At 66.0% G+C, this 15,356-nt stretch carries 18 protein-coding genes and 1 pseudogene; 4 read left to right on the top strand and 15 right to left on the bottom strand.

Translation table 11 applies throughout. The features are described from left to right. Window positions 1-452: 452 nt before the first annotated feature. The 14 genes and pseudogenes from msrA to AC1RNQ_RS08005 all read right to left on the bottom strand — a co-directional run bounded on the left by msrA (window position 453) and on the right by AC1RNQ_RS08005 (window position 9,433). Window positions 453-962, bottom strand: a complete 510-nt coding sequence (msrA, locus tag AC1RNQ_RS08070) for a peptide-methionine (S)-S-oxide reductase MsrA (protein WP_493170319.1) — start codon at window positions 960-962, stop codon at window positions 453-455. Beyond that, on the bottom strand, window positions 959-1,408 hold the full coding sequence (gene msrB / locus AC1RNQ_RS08065; protein WP_493170317.1) for a peptide-methionine (R)-S-oxide reductase MsrB: 450 nt from the start codon (window positions 1,406-1,408) through the stop codon (window positions 959-961). The genes msrA and msrB overlap by 4 nt, the downstream gene beginning before the upstream one ends. 65 nt (window positions 1,409-1,473) lie before the next feature. Further along, a complete protein-coding gene (locus AC1RNQ_RS08060; RefSeq protein ID WP_493170315.1) occupies window positions 1,474-1,929 on the bottom strand; it encodes a carboxymuconolactone decarboxylase family protein in 456 nt (151 codons plus the stop codon). Beyond that, the gene (locus AC1RNQ_RS08055) at window positions 1,926-2,048 is read right to left on the bottom strand and encodes a hypothetical protein (protein WP_493170313.1); all 123 of its coding nucleotides are present in this window, start codon (window positions 2,046-2,048) and stop codon (window positions 1,926-1,928) included. The genes AC1RNQ_RS08060 and AC1RNQ_RS08055 overlap by 4 nt, the downstream gene beginning before the upstream one ends. A gap of 50 nt (window positions 2,049-2,098) precedes the next feature. Next, window positions 2,099-2,557: a DUF6130 family protein gene (locus tag AC1RNQ_RS08050; RefSeq protein WP_493170311.1), complete on the bottom strand. Its 459-nt coding sequence runs from the start codon at window positions 2,555-2,557 to the stop codon at window positions 2,099-2,101. Further along, window positions 2,554-2,964: a cupin domain-containing protein gene (locus tag AC1RNQ_RS08045; protein ID WP_493170309.1), complete on the bottom strand. Its 411-nt coding sequence runs from the start codon at window positions 2,962-2,964 to the stop codon at window positions 2,554-2,556. Before AC1RNQ_RS08045 ends, AC1RNQ_RS08050 begins: the two co-directional genes overlap by 4 nt. A 1-nt stretch (window position 2,965) precedes the next feature. Then, the gene (locus AC1RNQ_RS08040; protein WP_493170307.1) at window positions 2,966-3,934 is read right to left on the bottom strand and encodes an alpha/beta fold hydrolase; all 969 of its coding nucleotides are present in this window, start codon (window positions 3,932-3,934) and stop codon (window positions 2,966-2,968) included. A gap of 29 nt (window positions 3,935-3,963) precedes the next feature. After that, window positions 3,964-4,185 (bottom strand): DUF2798 domain-containing protein, encoded by a 222-nt coding sequence (locus AC1RNQ_RS08035; RefSeq protein WP_493170306.1) that lies wholly within the window; start codon window positions 4,183-4,185, stop codon window positions 3,964-3,966. A 182-nt stretch (window positions 4,186-4,367) separates the two neighbouring features. Next, window positions 4,368-4,781 carry an organic hydroperoxide resistance protein gene (locus AC1RNQ_RS08030; protein ID WP_493170305.1) on the bottom strand — a complete coding sequence of 138 codons (414 nt, stop codon included), beginning with the start codon at window positions 4,779-4,781 and terminating at the stop codon, window positions 4,368-4,370. 34 nt (window positions 4,782-4,815) lie between these two features. Then, window positions 4,816-5,610, bottom strand: coding sequence for an SDR family NAD(P)-dependent oxidoreductase (locus tag AC1RNQ_RS08025; protein WP_493170303.1), 795 nt, complete (start codon window positions 5,608-5,610; stop codon window positions 4,816-4,818). Between the two features lie 135 nt (window positions 5,611-5,745). Next, on the bottom strand, window positions 5,746-6,648 hold the full coding sequence (locus tag AC1RNQ_RS08020) for a LysR family transcriptional regulator (RefSeq protein WP_493170302.1): 903 nt from the start codon (window positions 6,646-6,648) through the stop codon (window positions 5,746-5,748). A gap of 152 nt (window positions 6,649-6,800) precedes the next feature. Continuing rightward, a pseudogene (locus AC1RNQ_RS08015) lies at window positions 6,801-6,911 on the bottom strand (helix-turn-helix domain-containing protein); the annotation flags it as partial. Window positions 6,912-7,085: 174 nt separating this feature from the next. Further along, window positions 7,086-8,210: a serine hydrolase domain-containing protein gene (locus tag AC1RNQ_RS08010; RefSeq protein ID WP_493170300.1), complete on the bottom strand. Its 1,125-nt coding sequence runs from the start codon at window positions 8,208-8,210 to the stop codon at window positions 7,086-7,088. Further along, a complete protein-coding gene (locus tag AC1RNQ_RS08005) occupies window positions 8,210-9,433 on the bottom strand; it encodes a TetR/AcrR family transcriptional regulator (RefSeq protein WP_493170298.1) in 1,224 nt (407 codons plus the stop codon). The genes AC1RNQ_RS08010 and AC1RNQ_RS08005 overlap by 1 nt, the downstream gene beginning before the upstream one ends. A gap of 197 nt (window positions 9,434-9,630) precedes the next feature. Here AC1RNQ_RS08005 and AC1RNQ_RS08000 point away from each other — a divergent pair, with 197 nt between their 5' ends. Genes AC1RNQ_RS08000 through AC1RNQ_RS07985 form a run of 4 tightly spaced genes read left to right on the top strand, consistent with a single transcriptional unit; the run spans window position 9,631 to window position 14,171 of the window. Continuing rightward, window positions 9,631-11,913, top strand: a complete 2,283-nt coding sequence (locus tag AC1RNQ_RS08000) for a TonB-dependent receptor (RefSeq protein ID WP_493170296.1) — start codon at window positions 9,631-9,633, stop codon at window positions 11,911-11,913. Continuing rightward, window positions 11,913-12,380 carry a DUF3237 domain-containing protein gene (locus tag AC1RNQ_RS07995; protein ID WP_493170294.1) on the top strand — a complete coding sequence of 156 codons (468 nt, stop codon included), beginning with the start codon at window positions 11,913-11,915 and terminating at the stop codon, window positions 12,378-12,380. Before AC1RNQ_RS08000 ends, AC1RNQ_RS07995 begins: the two co-directional genes overlap by 1 nt. Before the next feature lie 13 nt (window positions 12,381-12,393). Next, window positions 12,394-13,401, top strand: a complete 1,008-nt coding sequence (locus AC1RNQ_RS07990) for an NADP-dependent oxidoreductase (RefSeq protein WP_493170293.1) — start codon at window positions 12,394-12,396, stop codon at window positions 13,399-13,401. Next, window positions 13,398-14,171 (top strand): SDR family NAD(P)-dependent oxidoreductase, encoded by a 774-nt coding sequence (locus AC1RNQ_RS07985; protein ID WP_493170291.1) that lies wholly within the window; start codon window positions 13,398-13,400, stop codon window positions 14,169-14,171. The genes AC1RNQ_RS07990 and AC1RNQ_RS07985 overlap by 4 nt, the downstream gene beginning before the upstream one ends. Before the next feature lie 107 nt (window positions 14,172-14,278). On the opposite strand, the gene AC1RNQ_RS07980 is transcribed toward AC1RNQ_RS07985, so the two are convergent. Then, on the bottom strand, window positions 14,279-15,289 hold the full coding sequence (locus tag AC1RNQ_RS07980; RefSeq protein WP_493170289.1) for an NAD(P)H-dependent flavin oxidoreductase: 1,011 nt from the start codon (window positions 15,287-15,289) through the stop codon (window positions 14,279-14,281). Window positions 15,290-15,356 lie beyond the last annotated feature (67 nt).

The raw sequence follows: 15,356 nt of genomic DNA, 5'->3' as shown, positions 1-15,356 counted from the left end.
TGCCCGGCAGGCACGCTCGAAGGATACTGCCGCGAGCGTCCACGAACTGCCGCGCTGCGCTGGTCCCCGACTCCGTCCAGAAACAGCCATCCCTGATATGCCTTCGCCAATCGCTGTTATCGCGCGGTGCGTTCCCTGTTCGACGGAATTATCTTCCCTGTTATCGGGAGAAGAATTCCCTGTTATTTTTCAGGGAATTTTCGACGCCGATGGCCTGAAGACCGCGCTTTTGCAGGGGTTTAGGGCCACGATGGGGCGCACAACGCGTCCGAAAATTGATGATTTCCCTGTTAATTCCCTAAGAACAGGGAATTTCAGGCAGAGACGGGTTCGCTCCAGACTGGGTGGCGCACCATTTCGACGCCTCGAACGTGCAATTGATGGGTCCTGACCCTAGGCAAGGCCGGCCGGCCGCAAACGGCACAAAATTGTGCGCGAGCCTGCGTTGATCGCTATGCCTCGGTCGCGCGTCGCGGGAGCTTCCAGCCCGGACGCACGAAATGGCAGGTATAGCCGTTGGGGAGGCGCTCCAGATAATCCTGATGCTCGGGTTCGGCTTCCCAGAAGTCGCCCGCCGGCGTGACTTCGGTGACGACCTTCCCGGGCCAGAGGCCCGAGGCATCGACGTCCGCGATAGTGTCTTCCGCCACTGCCCTTTGCTCGTCGCTCGTGTAGAAGATCGCCGATCGATAGCTGTCGCCGATGTCGTTCCCCTGGCGGTTCATCGTTGTCGGATCGTGGATCTGGAAGAAGAATTCCAGCAGCGCGCGATAGCTGGTGACGCCCGGGTCGAAAATGATCTCGATCGCTTCGGCGTGGCCGGCATGATTGCGGTAGGTGGCGTTGGCGACATGACCGCCCGAGTATCCGACGCGGGTCGAAATCACGCCGGGCTGTCGCCGCACCAGGTCCTGCATGCCCCAGAAGCAGCCGCCGGCGAGAAGCGCGCGTTCGGTGCTCATGCCACGTCCTCCACCTGGTCGAGATAGGCGCCATAACCCTCGGCCTCCATATCGTCGCGATGGACGAAGCGCAGCGACGCCGAGTTGATGCAATAGCGAAGCCCGCCGCGGTCGCGCGGACCATCCTCGAACACATGTCCCAGATGGCTGTCGCCATGCGCCGAGCGCACTTCGGTCCGGATCATGCCGAGGGTCGCGTCGCGCAGCTCGTGCACATTGGCGGGCTCGATCGGTTTGGTGAAGCTCGGCCAGCCGCAGCCCGATTCATATTTGTCGGATGACGCAAACAGCGGCTCGCCGGAGACGATGTCCACGTAAATGCCGGGTTCCTTGTTGCCCAGATATTCGCCCGTACCGGGCCGCTCGGTGCCGCTCTCCTGCGTCACACGATATTGCTCGGCGGACAGGGCCGCGAGCGCTTTGGGTGTCTTGCGATATTCGGTCATTTCGAATCTCCATTTCGCATTAAAATATGGTGCTTCCGCGAGGGAATGCCATTGTCGTCATTTGGTCAGGCCGGCAGAGCCGCCTGCGGGGTGTTCCGGAAACCGATCGCCATCCGGTTATAGGCGTTCATCAAACCGACGGCGACCGTCAGGTCGACCAGCTGCTTTTCGTCGAAAACGGTGCGCGCCGCGGCGAAGGCTTCGTCGGGCACGCCGGTTTCCGCGACCCGCGTGACCGTTTCGGCCCAGGCCAGCGCGGCGCGTTCGGTGGCGCTGAATAACCCGCCCGCTTCCGCCCATGCCTGAACCAGCGCCAGTTTTTCGGGCGCGATGCCCATTTTGGCGAGGGCGCGGCTGTGCATGTCGAGGCAATAGGCGCAATTGTTGATCTGCGAGATGCGGTGATAGACGAGTTCGATCAGGTCGGCGGGAAGGCCGGACTGCGAGACATAGCCATAGACGCCGCCGAGCGCTTTCACGGCGCCGGGCGCGATCCGGTTATAGTCGAGGCGCTGGGTCATGGGACTTTCCCTTCATGCGTTTCGGCCGCGGTGGTCAGTTCGCGGTCGTCGGTATCGACGATGAAGACCGCGAGCAGCCTTGCGGGCTGGGTGGCGGTGGCGATGCGGGGTATTTTCATGATGGTCTCCTTTGACCGAAGATCGGCCGTTCGTCGGGTAAAGGCGGTGGTCAGTGGTGGGCGTTTGGTGCCGGCGGAGCGGTAACGACGGGCGTTGCCGGAACGACGAACGACACCGCCTTTCCTGCCACGACCTTGTGCTCGGGTGTCGCGAGTTCGATCAGGATCTTGTGGGGGCCGGGCGGCAGGCCGACGACGACGACGCTGTCATTGTCGCCCGCATCGGCCCAGCGCCACGGCAGGTCGTCGACGCTGACATGCAGGTGCCCGGCGCGCGGTGACACATGGCTCGCGCCCGCGCCGAAAATCGGCAGGATGCGAAAATGCGTCGTGCGATAGGGGATGATCACCGCGCCGCGGGCGAGCGGCGCGGCGAGCGGCGGATCGACGACCAGCTCGGGGGCTGGTTCGTACGCGAGCGGAAGGAAGGGCGTGGCCTTCGGCTCGGCGTGCGCGGCAGCAAGCGGGGTGAGGCCGAGCACAGCGGCGGCCAGCATCGTGCGGCTCATGGCGCGATGTCGCCGGCGGGGACGAGCAGCGGCTTGCCCTTTTCGACGATATAGGTCGCCAGCTCGGCGCCGTTCGCAGCGGTGCGATTGCGCGCCATATGCGCGACGCCGGCGGGAACGAACAGGACGTCGCCCGCCTTCAGCGTAACGGGTGCCTGACCCTCGAGCTGATATTCGAGCGTGCCTTCGAGAATATAGATGACCTCCTCGCCGGGATGGCGATGCCAGGGCGCGACCGCGCCGGGGGCGATGTCGATGCGCGCCTGCACCGTCTCGCGGCCCGCGATCGACAGATCGTGCCGCTGGAGGTCGGTGCGCGTGACGCCTTCGGGCGCCGGGGCTGCGGCCATTGCCGAGCCGGCGGCCAGCAGGGCGGCGGCGAACAGGGTCTTGATGGTGGCGTTCATCCTATTGTTCCTTTTCGGTGAGAGCCGCGCGGATTTCGGCGACGGTCTGCTGTGGTGCCTGCAAATGGGGGTAGTGGCCGACGCCGGGGAGCAGGGTGAGCCGGGCATTCAGGCGCCCGGCGAATTCTGCGCCCATTGCCTTGTCGATATAGATGTCCTTCGCGCCCCAGACGACCTTCACGGGCGTCTGCAGCCGCGCGATATTCGCTTCGAAATAGGCCTGGTCGCGCGTGAACTGCGCGTAATAGAGCGCGAAGGCGTCGGCGCTGGTGATCGCGCCATGCGTCCAGCCTTGCGCCATGTCGGCCTTGAAGGCGGGGGCGATTTCGAACTGTTCGCCGGGCGTCAGGCCGCGGCGCATGGCGTTTTCGAGAATTTCGTCGCGCCCGGCGTTGAACTGCGCGCGGACCGCTGCGTTCGTTGCGGGCGACTTCAACGCCTGCAGCCTTTCCTGCATATAGTCCGGCCGGTCGAACGGCGCGAAGTCGCCGACGATGATCGCGCGCGCGATGCCCGGATCGTCGAGCGCGGCGAGCAGCGCGGGCAGCGCGCCGATGTCGGTCGCGTAAATGACGAGCCGCGACCGGTCGATCCCGGCCTTGTCGATATAGGCCTTCAGGACCTCCGCATAATCGCGGGGTGAATAAGCGAAGGCGTCGGCGGGCGGGCGCGACGACTGGCCGAAACCCGGCCAGTCGAAGGCATGGACTTCATAATCGCCGGCGAGCGCCGCGGATACGTCCTGCCACGCGTAGAGCGTCTCGGGAAAGCCGTGGAGGAGCAGGGCCACGCCCTTCGGCGCATCGGGGCGGACGACCATGTGCCGCAGCACGATATCGCGGTCGAGCTCGATCGGTCCGATTTCGGCCTTTTGCCCGCGATCGGGCGAGACCTGCGCCATGGCGGGTGCCATCGGCGCGCCGAGGGTCAGCGCTGTGGCGACAAAAGCGCGGAGAAGATTTTTTGTCATATCGGGGTCCTTCGCATGGCGCCGGCGGGTCAACCGATGACCCGATCGACCTGCGCCTGCAGGCGCGGGCCGATGAGCAGGATGGCCGGGATGACGATGACATAGGCGACGCTCCACGAGCGCAGCCAGGTCAGGACAAAGCCTTCGGCAAAGCCCAGGTTGAGCGAGAGCAGCGTGAAGGAGATGATCCCCGTCGTCACGATCCCCATCAACAGGGCGAAGGCGATTTTCCGTTTGAGATGCGTGTTCATGATGATCCTCTGGTGTTTCTGTCCGGTCGCGAAGGGCGCCGGGGTCACTGTCCATATATTCGCTCCACGCCGCAGGCGGCAGACGGCGAAACCGAGAGCGAGCCTCTCAAAATGTGCGAACCGGGCATGAAAAAGCCGCCGCGCCCGGACATTGCTGACGGGCACGGCGGCGGGGGAGCGTGTCAGGCGATGTGGATCTCGACCGCGATATTGCCGCGCGTCGCCTTCGAATATGGGCAGATCTGGTGCGCACGTGCGGCGAGCGCTTCGGCGGTGGTCCGGTCGATGCCCGGCAGGCTGACGTTGAGGCGCGCGATCAGCGAATAGCCGTCGGCCTCGTCGAGCGCGAGATCGACTTCGGCGTCGATCGCCGCATCGGCGGGCAGGCGCAGGTCGTGCTCGATCGCAGCCTTGCCGATCGCGCCGAGGAAGCAGGCCGACCAGCCGGCGGCGAACATCTGTTCGGGATTGGTGCCGGGACGCGGCGATCCGGGCGGCGACAGCCTGACGTCGAGTTCGCCGTCGCTGCTGCGCGCCGCGCCGTCGCGGCCGCCGCTGGTGTGGGTCTTTCCGGTGTAGACGATGGTCTTGGACATGATGATATTCCTTGTCAGTGGGGGTGGGGAGAGATCAGGCGGCGCGGTAGCGGGCCGCCGGGGTGCTGGTGGACAGTTCGCCCGCCATGGCCTGCCGCGCCGCCTCGAAGGCGGTCCAGCGGGATTCGTCGTGCAGGCCGGGGATCGTTACCGGCTCGCCGCGCGCGAGGCCGGCGAGCGCGGCGTCGACCATGGCGTCGGCTTGCATTACGATCTCGCCGGGCAGATGCTCGACGGGGGTGCCCGCGATGTCCCAGAAATCGGTTGCCGTCGCGCCCGGCAGCACCGCCTGGACTTGCACGCCGGTGCCGGCGAGTTCGTGCTGAAGGTTCTGGCTGAAGGCGAGGACGAAAGCCTTGGTGCCGCCATAGACGCCGTTGAGCACCTCGGGCGCCACCGCGACGATCGAGGCGATGTTGACGATCGTGCCGCGGCCGCGTGCGACAAAGGCCGGGACCGCCGCATAGCTGAGCCGCATCAGCGCCTCGACGTTGAGCGACACCATCGCGCTCATCGCATCGATGTCGGCGTCGAGCGCGCGCGCGGTCGATCCGATGCCGGCGTTGTTGACCAGCAGCGCGATGTGGCGGTCGTTGGTGAGGCGCGCCTCGACCAGGCGAAGATCGCCGGGATTGGCCAGATCGGCCGGTAGCGTCTCGACGGTGCGGCCGGTCGCCTCGCGGATTGTGCGGGCTACCCGGTCGAGCTTTGCAGCGCTGCGCGCCACGAGGATCAGGTCATAGCCCTGACGCGCCAGACGGTCGGCATAGATTGCGCCGATGCCGCTCGACGCTCCGGTAATGAGGGCGGTGCCCTTTGCTTCGTTCATCGCTTTTCCTTTCCAACAGGGGTGGGTGCCGGCCGGCCGATGGGTCGGGGCGGACCAGAGCGATTTAGGCGAGGGCTATTTTGCCGGTAGCCGGGCAAAGCGAGAGCGAGCCTCTCATCCGCGGCAAGGCCCGGGTCAGGGGCAGTTGAAACCGGCGCAGGCGGCGCGCAGCCGCGGCGTCGCCCAATCGATGAAGGCGCGTACCTTCAGCGGCAGCAGCCCCTGACGCGGATAGACGATATGCACCGGGCGCGGTCCGCCATCGTCGTCGGGAAGCAGGCGGACGAGCGCTCCCGACTGGATCTGTCCCGACAGCTGATAGTCGAAGAGGCGGGCGACGCCGACGCCAGCGAGCGCCGCGGCGAGATTGCCCGCCGCGCTGTTGACCGCGATTCGCGTGCGCGGGGCGCACAGCATGTCCTCGCCATCGACGCGGTAGTTCCAGAACAGCGGCGGCGGACCAAAGAATATGCCGTCGTGCCGGGGCAGGTCGGCGGGGCCGGCCGGCGCGCCGCGCCGCTCCAGATATTGCGGACTGGCACAGGTGATCAGGCGAAACTCGCCGGCCTTGACTGCGTAAAGCGCGCTGTCGGCGAGATGGCCGAGGCGGATCGCGACATCGACCTGCTCGTCGACCATATGCACCAGCCGGTCGGAGGTGATGAGGTTCAGCGTGACCTCGGGATATTCCGCCATGAACGACAGCGCGACGGGCATGACATGGCGCGCGCCGAATTCGACCGGCATGGTAACCGTCAGCGCGCCGCGCGGCGTCTGATATTCACCCGATGCGCGCCGTTCGGTTTCCTCGAGGTCGGCGATGATCCGTCGCGCGCCTTCGACATAGTCGCGCCCCGCGTCCGTCAGCTGGATGTTGCGGCTGGTGCGGACGAGCAGGTTGGTACCGAGGAAGCGTTCGAGCTCGGCGACCTTGCGGCTGACGCTGGGAAGCGGCGCGCCGAGCTTGCGGCTGCCCGCCGACAGGCTGCCGGCGTCGACCACGGCAAGAATGACCCGCATGGCGTCCAGCCGATCCATCCTTCTCCTCTCCTGCGCGGATCCGCAGGAGTAGCCGTTTTTGGCCGGTTGATACAGCGTCCAGCGATGCGGCGGCACGACGCGGCATAATGCTGGCCCGTTTCGCTGAGACGGATGCTGCGTGTCGTGCGGTGCAGCAGTTCCGCTCCGACATGCGCTTCCGGCGATGCGATCGCGCGGCGGATCGCGGTCGGCGAACGGTGCAGGCGGCGCGCCGCACCCGCAAGGCTGCCCTCGTCGACCACCGTCACAAATATCTTCATCGCATCGATGCGGTCCATCGCCCATCCGAACGCAGGTTCAAAGCGCTCACGCTACAGTGGACCGAGGGATCGGTCGAGCATCGACCGTCTGCTTTCGCTTCATGCCGCTGGTAACCGGACCGTCCCCAACCGGCCAAAAGCGAACACCATAAGCGATGCGAGCGAACGCGCCTGTCAGCCGATGTTGAATATAGCGCGGCATAGTGCAGTCGCGCGCGGGTCGCCGACGAGGTCGGGGCCCATGTGGTTGCAGGCATAGCCGATCGCGATTCCGGTGGCGGCATCGCCGCATCCGAACGATCCGCCCCAGCCGCTGTGGCCAAAGCTTGCCGGGTCGGGACCGAACATACCCGTGCCATTGTGCGCGACGCCCATCCCCCATTGCGGGTTGAAGCCGAGGACCAGATCGGGGCGGTCGGCGGCGATGGCGGTCATGCGCGCGATGGTGGCGGGCGAGCAGGGACCGTCGGGCGCAAGCATCGCCGCATAGAGCGTGGCGATCCCCATCGCCGAGCCGTGGCCGTTCAGCGCCGGCAGGTCGGCGGCGCGCCATGCGCGCTCGTTCGCACGGTTCGGGTCCATCGCGGGGCTACCCAGCGCCAGCATCATCGCCGGATTCATCTCGACCTGGCTCATATCGGCTGGGGTATCGGGCGGTACCAGCTCGGCGACGCGCGCGCGCTGTTCGGGCGCCAGGCCGATGTGGAAATCGGCGCCGAGCGGGCCCGCGAGCTCATCCGCGAGGAAGCGGCCGAGCGTCCGGCCGTCGACCCGCCGGACGAGTTCGGAGACGAGGAAGCCATAGGTCGCGGCATGATAGCCGTTGGCGGTGCCGGGTTCCCAGAGCGGCGCCTGCGCCGCAAGCCGCGCCGCGCAAAGCGCATGATCGAACAGATCGTCGATCGTCGTTGGTTCGGCGAAGCCGGGAAGGCCCGCTTGATGCGACAGGATGTGCGCGATGGTGGCATCGCCTTTACCCTGCGCGGCGAATTCGGGCCAATGCTCGGCGACGCGGTCGTCGTAACGCAGTCGTCCGCGATCGACGAGCAACGCGATGCAGAAGGCGGCGACCGCCTTCGTCGTCGACCAGAGATTGACGAGCGTGTCCTGCGTCCAGCGCCGCGCGCCTGCCCGATCGGCCTGGCCGCCCCACAGGTCGACGACGCATTCGCGGCGGCGAAACACCACCAGCGACGCGCCGATTTCGCGATAGGCGCCGGTGCGTTCGAAATTGGCCGCGAAGGCATCGGCAACGGGCTCGAACCCCGGCGCGACGCGGCCCGCGATCGGCGCGCCCATCAACGCGCCCGCAGCCCGACGGCGTAAAGCGCTGCAAATTCGTCGGCGATATGGTTCACCATCGTCTCGTCTTCGCCATCGAACCATTTCGGAATCCAGCCGAAGGCCCCCGCAAGGGCGACTGCGGCTCCGGTCACGTCGATAGCGCGAATCGTGCCGTCGGCGATTCCCGCCGCGACATAGGCCGGGAAAATATCTTCGGACCGGCGCGCCAGCGCGACGATTTCCCGCCGCGCCTCGGGCTCGAGCGCCTCGATCCCCGCGAGCGGTACGAGCGGCGAAAATTCGGCGCGCGCATTCATCTCGACGAGCAGGCGGAAACCCGCCACGGCGCGTGCGAAACCGTCACCTTCATAGGCTTCGATCGCGCCGATCACCCGGTCGCCGAGCGCGAAGGCGCGGCGGTAGCATTGTGCAACGAGGTCGGGCTTATCGGTCAGATAATGATAGACGACGCCTTTGGTGGCGCCGAGCGCCGCGCCGATTTCGTCGAGCGAGGTCGCGTCGATGCCCTTTTGGTTGAAGAGGCGCGAGGCGATGCGCAGCAATTCCTCGCGCTTCATCGCCGCCGCTTCTTCGCGGCGAAACGGGTTGCCGCGTTCGCCGCGCAGCGCCGCGACGTCGATCCGGGGAAGCGATGATGCGCGATCGGGCGCGGCGCATATCCCGTCGCGGACAAGGTCGATCGCCGCGGCGCAGATGCGCGGGCGCATGATGGCGGGATCGTCGCCGCTCCAACGCGGCGCGAGCGGCACCCACGATACGATGCCGATGAGCGCCCGCGCGACGACAGCGGCATCGCACGGCCGAATATCGCCGTGGCGCTGACCTGCTTCGATGAGGTCGACGAGCTGCGCGAGCACCCCCGCGGCAAGCGCCTCGATGGTCGAGCGCTGTTCGTCGCCCAGATAGGCAACCTCGCTCAGAACCGCTTCTTCGACGCGATCGGGCGCGAGGCTGCGGGTGACGAAGGCGCCGATCCGGTCGAGCGCACGGCCTTCGACCTGTGCCGCCGCGGCAAGGTCGCGGCCGAGCGCTTCGCACGCGCGGCGATAGCATTGGAAGACGAGGTCCTGCCGGTCGTCGGCGTAATAATAGAGCGCCGCGCGCGTGAGGCCGAGCGCGCCGGCGATGTCCGCAAGCGAGGTTCCCGAAATGCCGCGCGCATTGAATTGCCGCGCCGCTTCGTCGAGCAGCTGGTCGCGCCGGCTGCGCTTCTGCACCAGCTTTAGCTCCGCTTCGGTTCGCCGCTTTGCGTTCATCGGTGATTCTGCCCTTTCGAATATTCTCATACCCATATGTAGAATCGCTTGACAAGTCCAATTTTGCATGTCGTGATGCAGACATACTCATTTGTTAAATCCGCGACAGACGGAATCGAAAACGGGAGTGCGGGCAAAAGCCCGGTTGGGAGGATGGGATGAAGCAGATATCACACACGCTATCGCGCCGGGCCGCAGCGCTTTTGCTCGCCTCGGCCGCCTTTTGTCCGGGCGTTGCGCACGCACAGGAAGCCCCGGAAACGGCGGTGCAGGAAAGCATCGGCAGCGAACCGATCATCGTCACGGCGCAGCGCCGCGCCGAACGGCTGACCGATGTCGGCATCGCGATCGAGGCGCTGTCGGCTGAAGCGATCACCGAGGGGCGGATCAGCCAGATCGAGAATCTGGCGCAGGCGGTGCCCAACGTCGACATCAAGGAACAGGTGCCCGGCGCGATCCCGGTCGTGACGATCCGCGGCATCGGCCTCGACGATTTCAGCGCGACCAACAGCCCTTCGGCGGGGATCTATGTCGACGAGATCCCGCTCGTCTCGACCGCGCTGATGAGCAGCGAAATCTATGACCTCGCGCGGATCGAGGTGCTCAAGGGGCCGCAGGGCACGCTCTATGGCCGCAATTCGACCGCGGGCGCGATCAACATCATCACCGCGCGGCCGACCCACGACTTCGCGGGTTCGCTGACCGCCGGATATGGCAATTACCAGAATTTCGAGGCCGAAGGCTTCATCAACGTGCCGCTGTCCGAAACGCTTGCGGCGCGCATTTCGGCGCGCACCGTGCAGCAGGGCAAGGGCTATTGGAAAAGCCGCCTGCTGCCCGGCGAAACGCTCGGCGAGCGCGATATCGTGACCGGGCGACTGCAATTGCGCTGGCAGCCGACAAGCGACATCGACGTCAATCTGAAGATCGAGGGGATGCGGTCCAATTCGGAACTCGGCCAGGGCGAGTTTTTCGGCGCGGTCAATCCGCTGACCGGCGGACCTTGCGCGCCCTATCTCGCGGGGCGCCCCGACAACAGCCAGTGCACCGATTTCTTCGGCTACACCGACACCGATGGCGATCCCTTCCTCGGCGACTGGGCGCGCGACGCCTTTTACAACATCGACAGCTGGGACGCGACGCTGAAGGTCGAGGCTGATCTGGGCGCGGTAAAACTCACGTCGATCAGCGGCTATCGCTGGCAGGATCGCGGCTTCGACGTCGATTCGGACGCGACCCCGGCGCGGCAGGTCGATTTTCTGCAGAACGACAAGATCGAGCAATTTTCGCAGGAGCTGCACCTGTCGGGCGAAACGGGGATCGCCGAATGGATCGTCGGCGGCTTCTGGTCGCACGACAAGGTGACGGTGTTCACGCCGGGCAATCACCTTGACCTGTTCGCGACGCAGACGGTGATCAATGCGCTGCAAAAGACCGACGCGACCGCGCTCTTCGCCAATATCGACTGGCATGTCGCCGACCGGCTGACCTTGGTCACTGGTCTGCGCCTGACGCACGAGAAGCGCAGCTATGTCGGCGGGACGACCGACCTCAACCCGCTCGGCTTCTCGCTGCTCTGCATCGCCGCCGGGCTCTGTGCCCCGGGTGTGCCCGGACCCGCCCAGCTGAGCTTTATCGACGACCGGATCAAGGACACCAATCTGACCGGGCGCATCGCGCTCGAGTTCAAACCGTCGGACGACAGCCTGATCTATGCGAGCGTTGCGCGCGGGCGGAAGAGCGGCGGCTATTTCAGCGGCATCACGACCAGCAGCGGCGAACTCGCGCCCTATCGGCCCGAAGATCTGACCGCCTATGAAATCGGCGCGCGCGCCGAACTCGCGAACCGGACCCTGCTCGCCGACGCCAGCCTCTTTTATTACGACTATGACGACGTGCAGACCTTCATCCGTGTTGATTCCGGGCCGATCACGATCCAGAAGCTCGGCAATATCGACAGCGCGCGCGTCTATGGCGCCGATTTCGACCTGACCTGGCTGCCGGTGAAGGGGCTCAGCCTGTTCGCAGGGCTTGGCCTGCTCGATACGCGGCTCGGTGCCTTCGCCACGAGCGCCGGACCGATCGCGGCGGGGAACAAGCTGCCCAACGCGCCCGATTTCACTTTCACCGGCCGTGCGCGCTACGAATTCGCCGTCACCTCGGGGATCGACCTGTCGTTCAGCGGCAGTGCGCATTACAGCGACAGCGTCTTCAAGGACGCCACGAACAACCCGGTGATCGCGGGCGACAGCTATTGGCTGTTCGACGCGCGTATCGGCATCGCCGCCGCCGACGACCGCTGGGAGGTTGCGCTGTGGGGCAAGAACCTCTCCGACAACCGCCACGTCGTGCAAGGCCTCGACGTCGGCGCACTCGGTTTCGGCAACCGCACCTATAATGCGCCGCGCACCTATGGTGTGACCGCGACGATGCGCTTCTGATGGGCGAGGCGGCGTTCACCGACCGCTTCGCGGAGATTGGCGAGGCGGAGCTGGAGCTGATCGCGCATGTCGAGGCGCGGCTCGGCCCGACGCACGACCTGCGCGACGCGCCGTTCAACCGCTGGCTGATCGTCGATGTCATCGGCGCGCGGATGGAGGGACCGCGCATCCGCGCGTCGCTTCAGGGCAGCGCCGCCGCCGATTGGGTCAGCGTCGGCGCGGGTGGCGACATCGGCGCGCTCGACGTGCGCGCGACGATGAAGACCGACGACGGCGCGCTGATCTTCAGCGAATATCGTGGCCGCGTCCACTTTGGCGCCGGCGGGCTCAACCATGTCGTGACCAGCCCGCGCTTCGAGACCGGCGATCCCCGCTACGCCTGGCTGAGCGGGCTGCAATGCATCGGCAAGGGCGTCTCGAACGCACGCGAGCGCTGGCTGCGCTACCGGCTCTACGCCGTCGTCTGAAAAGGAAACGACCATGGCTATCAACCGCCAACTCCTGCTCGCGCGTCGTCCCGAGGATCGCGTCTCGATCGATCATTTCGACATCGTGGAGACATCCCCGCCGCCCGTCGACGACGGCGGGGTTCTCGTGCGCACGCGCTTTCTGTCGGTCGACCCGACGAACCGCGTGTGGATGAAGGACGTCCCGCAATATATGCCGCCGGTCGCGATCGGCGAGGTGATGCGTTCGGGCGGGCTTGGCGAAGTCCTCGAATCGCGGCTCGACGGTTTTGCGCCCGGCGACCTCGTCTTCGGGATGACCGGGTGGCAGGACTATGCCGCGCTGAAGCCGGGCGGCGCGCTCGGGCTGGCGAAGATCCCTGCACTACCCGGCATCGCGCCCGAAAAATTCCTCGGTATCTGCGGCCCGAACGGCGTCACCGCCTGGGCCGGAATGATCGACGTCGCCAACGTGGGCGAAGGCGACACCGTAATCGTCACCGCCGCCGCTGGCTCGGTCGGATCGGCCGCGGGACAGATCGCGAAGCTCAAGGGCGCACGGGTAATCGGCATCGCGGGCGGCCCCGAAAAGGCGGCACGGCTGATCGACGATTTCGGTTTCGATGCGGGCGTCGATTATCGCGCCGACGATTTCGAGGGCCAACTCAAGGCGGCGACGCCGCGCGGCGCCGATATATTGTTCGAAAATGTCGGCGGTTCGGTGATGGAGGCGTGCATCGCGCGCATGAATCCGCGTGGACGCATCGCGCTTTGCGGGATGATCTCGATCTATAATGCAGGCGGCAGCGCACGCCACGACTGGTCGGTGATGCTCGCCAAGCGGCTGCGCGTCATAGGCTTCAACCTGATCGATTGCGGCGAGATATGGCCCCGCGCGGTGCAGGATCTGGCGCGCTGGCTCAGCGAGGGGCGAATCAAGGCCGAGGAGACGATCGTCGACGGGCTCGAACAGGCGCCCGAAGCGCTCAACATGCTGTTCGACGGCACCAATGTCGGCAAGCTGCTGGTCCGCGTGTCATGACCGGGCGGTTGACCGGCAAGACGTTGCTCGTCACCGGGGCGGCGTCGGGTATCGGCGCGGCGGTGGCGCGGCTTGCGGCCCACGAAGGGGCGTCGGGCCTTGTTCTTGTCGATCGCAATGCTGCGGGGCTGGCGGTGCTTGCGGCCGAACTCGACTGTCCGCTGATCGAAGCCGCCGGCGACGTCGCCGACCCGCTGTTCTGGGATAGGGTGGAGAGCGACATCGCGAGGCGTTTCGGCGCCCTCGACTGCGCCTTTGCGGGGGCGGGGATCGGCCATGCCGTGACGCCGATTGCCGATCTCGATCCCGCCAAATGGACGCAGGTGCTGTCGGTCAACCTGACCGGGGCTTTCCTGACCCTGCGGTCCAGTCTGCGCACGATGCGCGACGGCGGGGCGATCCTGCTCATTTCCTCGTCGACGGGGGTCAAGCCGTCGCCCGGAACCGCGGGTTATGGCACGTCGAAGGCGGCGTTGATCCACCTCGCCAAGATCGCGGCGCTCGAAGCGGCACCGTGCGGCATCCGCGTCAATGTCATCGCGCCGGGCGGGGTCGAAACGCCGCTTTTCCGCGGCAATGGCTTCTTCGATACGCTGGTCGAGAAGACCGGAAGCGAGCGCGGCGCCTTCGATGCGCTTGCCGCTCGCACGCCGCTTGGCCGCTATGCGACCGCCGACGAGGCAGCCAGCCTGGTCCTTTTCCTCCTTGGCGACGAAGCGGGGCAGATCACCGGCGCCAATCTGATCGCCGATGCCGGGATGACGTTGTAATATCCTATTGGTTCTACGTCCGCTCTTGCAAGTTTTCGCGCCAAAGGCGGCCTGTCCGCAATCGGCCAAAATCGGCCGTCTCCGCGTGATTCGGCAAGGCACCGTCATCAACGCCCGGCTGGAACGCCGGCATTTCTTTCGCGCAGCATCCCCGAAAGGCGGCGCGCGATGATTGCATCGGCGTCGGTCATGATCCGATCGATCAGGTCACGACAGGTGGGCAGATCATGGATCAGGCCCTGCGCCATGCTTGCCCAGTAGACCCCATGATCGAGGTCGCCGTTCGAAAGCAGTTCGCGCCCCTTTGCACCCGCCACAAGTTCGGCCACGTCGGCGAAGGTCGAGTCGGGCTCGTTCAGCCGGCGGACAACGTCTTCGGCCACGCGGTTGCGCCCGACGCGCGCGCTATTGTTGAGCTTGCGAAACAGCAGGACCGTACCGCGCTCGTCATTGTCCAGATAGGCCTGTTTGACGTTCGGATGGATCTGCGCTTCCTGCGTGGCGCAAAAGCGGGTGCCCATGTTGACGCCGTCAGCGCCCAGGGCAAGTGCCGCGACCAGCCCGCGCCCGTCAGCGATCCCGCCGCTGGCGAGCAGTGGCACTTTCACCTTGTCCGCCGCTGCGGGGATCAGGACCAGCCCCGGTATGTCATCTTCACCGGGGTGCCCGGCGCATTCGAACCCGTCGATCGACACCGCGTGCACGCCGAGCCGCTCCGACGAGAGCGCATGGCGCACCGACGTGCATTTGTGGATGATCGTGATGCGGCGCGCGTGCAGCATTTCCCAGACTTCGCGCACGGCCGGCGTCCCTGCTGTCTCGACTATGGTGATACCGGCGTCGGCTATCGCGTCGACGATAGCCGGATAGTCTGGTGGGTTCATCGTCGGAAAGACCGAGATGTTCACCGCAAACGGCTTCGCGGTCATCGCCTTGCAGCGCTCGATCGCCTCGCGCAGCGCTGCCGCTGAAGGGAAGGTGAGGGCGGTCAGCATGCCGAGCCCGCCAGCATTCGACACCGCCGAAGCCAGTTCGGGTACGCCGACAATCTGCATTCCGCCCTGCACGATCGGATGTTCGATCCCGAGCAATTCCGTGATCCGCGTGGTCAGCGCCATCTGCTTCTCTCTGTTGCGTCGGCTTCGCCCGACTCTAACGCTCGATTTGAGCGGGGAGGCGTCGCTA

The organism is Sphingopyxis sp. GW821-FHT12F08 (assembly GCF_058806755.1).
The sequence above is the reverse complement of the archived record's forward strand: the minus strand, read 5'-3'. Positions and strand labels throughout refer to the sequence as shown.

Excerpts from the sequence above, each read along its gene's own strand:
- AC1RNQ_RS08045 (WP_493170309.1), bottom strand. The coding sequence starts at position 2,964 with ATGAACGCCACCATCAAGACCCTGTTCGCCGCCGCCCTGCTGGCCGCC.
- AC1RNQ_RS08010 (WP_493170300.1), bottom strand. The coding sequence starts at position 8,210 with ATGGGCGCGCCGATCGCGGGCCGCGTCGCGCCGGGGTTCGAGCCCGTT.
- AC1RNQ_RS08050 (WP_493170311.1), bottom strand. The coding sequence starts at position 2,557 with ATGAGCCGCACGATGCTGGCCGCCGCTGTGCTCGGCCTCACCCCGCTT.
- AC1RNQ_RS07995 (WP_493170294.1), top strand. The coding sequence starts at position 11,913 with ATGGGCGAGGCGGCGTTCACCGACCGCTTCGCGGAGATTGGCGAGGCG.
- AC1RNQ_RS08060 (WP_493170315.1), bottom strand. The coding sequence starts at position 1,929 with ATGACCCAGCGCCTCGACTATAACCGGATCGCGCCCGGCGCCGTGAAA.
- AC1RNQ_RS08035 (WP_493170306.1), bottom strand. The coding sequence starts at position 4,185 with ATGAACACGCATCTCAAACGGAAAATCGCCTTCGCCCTGTTGATGGGG.
- AC1RNQ_RS08030 (WP_493170305.1), bottom strand. The coding sequence starts at position 4,781 with ATGTCCAAGACCATCGTCTACACCGGAAAGACCCACACCAGCGGCGGC.
- AC1RNQ_RS08000 (WP_493170296.1), top strand. The coding sequence starts at position 9,631 with ATGAAGCAGATATCACACACGCTATCGCGCCGGGCCGCAGCGCTTTTG.
- msrB (WP_493170317.1), bottom strand. The coding sequence starts at position 1,408 with ATGACCGAATATCGCAAGACACCCAAAGCGCTCGCGGCCCTGTCCGCC.
- AC1RNQ_RS08020 (WP_493170302.1), bottom strand. The coding sequence starts at position 6,648 with ATGGATCGGCTGGACGCCATGCGGGTCATTCTTGCCGTGGTCGACGCC.
- AC1RNQ_RS08040 (WP_493170307.1), bottom strand. The coding sequence starts at position 3,934 with ATGACAAAAAATCTTCTCCGCGCTTTTGTCGCCACAGCGCTGACCCTC.
- AC1RNQ_RS07985 (WP_493170291.1), top strand. The coding sequence starts at position 13,398 with ATGACCGGGCGGTTGACCGGCAAGACGTTGCTCGTCACCGGGGCGGCG.
- AC1RNQ_RS08055 (WP_493170313.1), bottom strand. The coding sequence starts at position 2,048 with ATGAAAATACCCCGCATCGCCACCGCCACCCAGCCCGCAAGGCTGCTC.
- AC1RNQ_RS08025 (WP_493170303.1), bottom strand. The coding sequence starts at position 5,610 with ATGAACGAAGCAAAGGGCACCGCCCTCATTACCGGAGCGTCGAGCGGC.
- AC1RNQ_RS07990 (WP_493170293.1), top strand. The coding sequence starts at position 12,394 with ATGGCTATCAACCGCCAACTCCTGCTCGCGCGTCGTCCCGAGGATCGC.
- AC1RNQ_RS07980 (WP_493170289.1), bottom strand. The coding sequence starts at position 15,289 with ATGGCGCTGACCACGCGGATCACGGAATTGCTCGGGATCGAACATCCG.
- msrA (WP_493170319.1), bottom strand. The coding sequence starts at position 962 with ATGAGCACCGAACGCGCGCTTCTCGCCGGCGGCTGCTTCTGGGGCATG.